Source organism: bacterium (assembly GCA_027622355.1).
In the GTDB taxonomy this organism is placed as follows: Bacteria; UBA8248; UBA8248; order UBA8248; family UBA8248; genus JAQBZT01.
In genome coordinates this window covers 1-4,517 of sequence record JAQBZT010000240.1, presented here as the reverse complement: position 1 = coordinate 4,517, position 4,517 = coordinate 1, and the positions used below count along the sequence as shown (strand labels likewise).

Annotated in this window: 5 protein-coding genes; 4 read left to right on the top strand and 1 reads right to left on the bottom strand. The window is 60.5% G+C overall.

Annotated elements, in window-relative coordinates:
• Positions 1–99 (bottom strand): D-aminoacyl-tRNA deacylase (locus tag O2807_12380; GenBank protein MDA1001296.1); only part of this gene is annotated, 99 nt, incomplete at its 3' end.
• Positions 100–553: 454 nt separating this feature from the next.
• Between O2807_12380 and O2807_12375 the strand changes: the two genes are divergently transcribed.
• The 4 genes from O2807_12375 to O2807_12360 all read left to right on the top strand — a co-directional run.
• On the top strand, positions 554–1,168 hold the full coding sequence (locus O2807_12375) for a response regulator (GenBank protein ID MDA1001295.1): 615 nt from the start codon (positions 554–556) through the stop codon (positions 1,166–1,168).
• Between the two features lie 74 nt (positions 1,169–1,242).
• Entirely contained in the window at positions 1,243–2,415 is a 1,173-nt protein-coding gene (locus O2807_12370) for a response regulator (GenBank protein ID MDA1001294.1), read from the top strand.
• A gap of 155 nt (positions 2,416–2,570) precedes the next feature.
• Entirely contained in the window at positions 2,571–3,473 is a 903-nt protein-coding gene (locus tag O2807_12365; protein MDA1001293.1) for an NAD(+)/NADH kinase, read from the top strand.
• A 9-nt stretch (positions 3,474–3,482) separates the two neighbouring features.
• On the top strand, positions 3,483–4,517 hold a 1,035-nt coding region (locus tag O2807_12360), incomplete at its 3' end, for an AAA family ATPase (GenBank protein ID MDA1001292.1).

Below are 4,517 nucleotides of genomic sequence, written 5' to 3'. Positions count from 1 at the left end.
CACCCCGAGGAGCACAACCAGGCCAGGGCCTATCTCCCCAACGGTTTCACCAGCGACGGCGACGCGCCCCTTTTGAACCCTTTGCAAAACCGCCCGCATGCCGACCCCTCCTTGTCTCTTGAAAACACCTGGCATCCGCCCTCTTTGCCCCGGGGAAAGACAGTTCCGATAAACAAGCTTGCTTTCATTCTTTGGTAGTGGGTCCGCTTGCTTGTTTTTCTTGTCATTCCGAGCGCCGGAGGCGCGAGGAATCTGCTTTTCCACAGCAGATTCCTCAGTCGCTGCGCTCCTTCGGAATGACACCACGGGTCCGTTGTGCAAACTGACCCACTACCCATTCTTTCCATTGTCCGTAAATCTACCTTTATTCAATTTTCGAAAAAATCCAGGGACTCTCCCGGGCAACCATTTTGCCTTATAGGGGCTGCCATACTGCATATTTTTCATTTTCACGGATCGCGTTTTTACCGTTTTCCCGCTTGCGGTCCCTTTCTATTATCTATACAATTTTCGTATCGGGATATCCCATGTACGGTCCATGGAGATGGCAACGTTGACTACGCAAGGAAATCTATCGTCCAAGAAGGCGTTCACCACCTTCGAAGTGGCTGAAATCTGCGATGTCACTCCGGTCACCATCCAAAACTGGATTGATAAAAACTGGCTTCAGGCCTACCGAACGCCGGGCGGCCACAGGCGCGTCCTCCGCGAGGATCTCCTCTCTTTCCTGGAATCCCGCAAAATGCCGCACATACTCGAGGGCAAGGCCGGTCCCCCGTGCATCCTCATCGTTGACGATGAGAAAGACATTACGGAACTCATTCAGGATGTTCTGCTCCTCGATAATCCCCTGTATAAAATCGAAATCGCGCACGACGGCTTCCGGGCAGGCGTACTGTGCGCGAATCTGAAGCCGGACGTTGTCCTGCTCGACCTCATGCTTCCCGGCATTGACGGGTTCGAGGTGTGCCGCCAAATCAAGCAAAGTGCCCGGGGCAGCGAGATTTCGGTCATCGCCATCACGGGCTACGACGACCCCGAATACAAAAAGCGAATCTTACAGCTCGGGGCCACACATTATCTTCAAAAACCGATCGATTTGGGGAAAGTAAAGGAATTGGTCAAGGAAGCCGTGAGCAAAAGAGCGGAAAATCCGGCCACCCCGTAAATGTGACCCAAGTCACACGAGCCTCGTTTTTCCCTCTTCCGTAATCTTTCTCATATGGTATAGGGGTAGGTAACATGCCTAAGACCATGACTACATCCCAAAGATCGAACTCCGATGGCAAAGGCGGCGCAAGAAAATTTACCATCCTGCTCGTCGACGATGACGAGAACATGCGTCATTTCATCGCCTCCATTCTTGAATCCGCCGAGTATGAAATACTCCATGCCCGAGACGGCGAAGAAGGCCTCGATGCCATCTCGAGGAAAACCCCGCACCTGATTATTTCCGACTACAGCATGCCCGTGATGAACGGGCTGGATTTCATGTTTCAGTCCCGGAACCACGCGCCGAATGCCGCGCGGATTCTCTGCACCGGAAACGCGAATATCGAGATCGCCCTCACCGCGATCAACCGGGGCGAGGTGAACCGGTTTCTCACCAAACCCTTCAAGCCCGAAGACCTCCTCAGCGCCGTTCACTATTGCCTGGACCGCGTTCAGTTGGTCCTGGAGAACCAGGAGCTCCTGATCCTCACCCAGGTGCAAAACGACCAACTCTCGAACTGGAATCAGGTCCTCGAAAAACAGGTCGAAACCCGAACCCAGTACCTCGACCGCCTCACCCAGGCGACCGTGTTCTCGCTGGCGGAGCTGGCCGAATCCCGGGCCCAGGACATCGGCGGCCACCTTCGGCGCATGCAGGAGTTCGCCGTTGTTCTGGCCAGGGAGCTCGCGGGACGGAATCTGCCCGAGCTGTATTTTCTCACCGAAGACTATATCGAGGACCTCTACATCTCCACGCTTTTGCACGATGTCGGGAAGGTGGGCATATCCGACGGCATCCTCTTCAAGCCCGGCCGCCTCACGCCCGAAGAATATTCCGTCATGAAAACACACGCCGCCATCGGCCGCGACACCGTTCTCAAGGCACAGACCCACATCGGCGACGAGAGCTTCCTGACGATGGGCGTCGACATCACGGGACACCACCATGAATGGTGGAACGGAAAAGGGTACCCCGACGGCATGGCCGGAGATGATATTCCCTTCTCCGCCCAACTCATCTCCATCGCGGATGTGTATGATGCCCTCACCTCGCCCCGCGTCTACAAGGCCGCATGGACACACGAAAAAACAATCGAAGTCATGAAAGAAGGACTCGGCACCCAGTTTTCCCCCTTGATGATCGACGGGCTCGACAAAGTAGAGAAAAAATTCAAGGAAATCCGCGAAAACTGGAAAGAGTAGCCCAGCGTAACCGGCGCATCTCCCGCATTCCCCACCGGCAAGTTCCAGAGTCACAGGCTGCCTGCGGCGCGGGGAAGATCCCCGCGCTTGCGGACCTCCCCCCGCCTTGGGATACTTCGGGGTCCTCTTCTGCTTCCTTGCATGGAGTCATCGTGATGCCCGACCGATTCAAGAGCATCGCACTCACGGCGTGGCCCTACGCCCGGAAGCAGCCCCTGGATTTCCGGGCGCTCCTCGCCTGGCTCCGCGAAAAAAAATTCAATCTCCTTCTCGATGAAACCGTGGCCGAGGCGGCAGGAGAATCCGGGGGCCTGCCCCGAGGCACCGTCCACAAAGAGGCCGATCTGGTGATCGTCCTGGGCGGGGACGGCTCGATGCTGCACGCCGCCCACCAGATGAAGGGAGAAAGCCCCCCGCTTCTCGGCGTCAACACCGGCCATCTGGGGTTTCTCTCCGATCTGCCCCAGGCCACCCTCTATCTGTCCCTCGAAAACATCCTTCTCAAGGGGAAATTCGAGATAGAAACGCGGATGCGCCTCCGGCCCGCCGTGCGGAAAAACGGCGTGAACAAGCCGCTCTGGGACGTCCTCAACGACGTGGTGATCACCTCCGGCCCCCTCGCCCGGATGGTGGAATTCCGCGTCAAGGTGGAAAACCGCCTTCTCGGCGATTTCCGCGCGGACGGCCTGATACTGGCCACGCCGACAGGCTCGACCGCCTACTCCCTCTCGGCCGGGGGCCCGCTCATCATGCCCGGCCTCAAAGTGATGGTCGTGAACCCCATCTGCCCCCACACCCTGAGCAACCGGCCCATCGTCGTTCCAGCCGATCAGGATGTGGAGGTGCAGATATTCGCCGACAAGGAAATCAAGGGCCGGCGCGTCCTCCTGACCCTCGACGGGCAGCACGGGTGCGAACTCGAACCCGCGGACAGCGTCTACATCACCGAAAGCCCCGACCCCATCCGCCTGGTCCGGCCGCTCGACATCGAATACTTCCAGATCCTCCGCGACAAGCTCAATTGGGAAACCCGCCTGGGCGGGGAGCCGAACCCCTGAGGCGGACAAATGCTCCGGCTGCTTCGCATCTCCAACTTCGCCGTCATCGACAGCCTGGAGGTTTCCTTCGGCCCGGGGCTGAACGTCCTGACCGGTGAAACGGGCGCCGGAAAATCCATCATCTTCGAGGCCCTTCATCTCGCCCTGGGCGGCAGAGCCAGCAGCGATCTGATCCGCTCGGGCGCGAAGGAAGCCCTCGTCGAAACCCTCTTCGACCTTCCCGACACCCCCGGCGGCCGCGCCGCCCGCACACTTTTTGAGGAAGCAGGCGCTGCGATCGAGGCAGACGGCGAAGTTCTCGTCCGGCGGCGGATCTCCGGCGGCGGCCGCGGGCGCATCTACCTGAACGACGCCATGATCACGGCGGCCACATTGGCGGCTGGCGGCGAGAGGCTGGTCAACATTCACGGCCAGCACGCCCAACAGAGCCTCCTTCGCGCCGCAACCCACCTCGACCTGCTCGATGACTTCGCCGCCCTCACGGATGATCGCGCCGCCCTCACCGCTCTTGTGGGCGAGTTGCGCGCGGCCGAGGGCACGCTCGATCGGCACCTGCACGGGGTGCGGGAGCGTGCCCAGCGGTCCGACATGCTCCGCTTCCAGGTGGAGGAACTTGAAAAGGCGGAACTGCGCGCGGGGGAGTGGGAGGAGATCGAGGCCGAGATTCCACGCCTCCGGAACGCCGAGCGGCTCCGCGAACTGGCGGGAGCGCTCTACGAGGCGCTCTACGAGGCCGAGGGCGCCGTCTCCGAGCGGCTGGGAGAGGCCGTGCGGGACCTCGAGCGGCTGGCCGAGCTCGACCCCGCCCGGGCGGACCTGGCCGGAGACGCCGCCTCCGCCCTCGCGCAGGTGGAGAGCCTCGCCGAATCCCTGCGGGACTACCTCGAGGAGATGGACGCCGAGCCTGGCCGCCTCGAAGCGCTGGAGGAGCGGCGCAGCCGCCTGCTCGAGCTGCGCCGGAAGTACGGAAACGACGAGGCCGCGTGTCTCGAATATCTGGCCGGGGCCCGATCCGAGCTCGAGGCGTTCGCCGATGAGGCGGGC

Coding starts and splice junctions, on each gene's coding strand:
- O2807_12365 (MDA1001293.1), top strand. CDS start 2,571: ATGCCCGACCGATTCAAGAGCATCGCACTCACGGCGTGGCCCTACGCC.
- O2807_12370 (MDA1001294.1), top strand. CDS start 1,243: ATGCCTAAGACCATGACTACATCCCAAAGATCGAACTCCGATGGCAAA.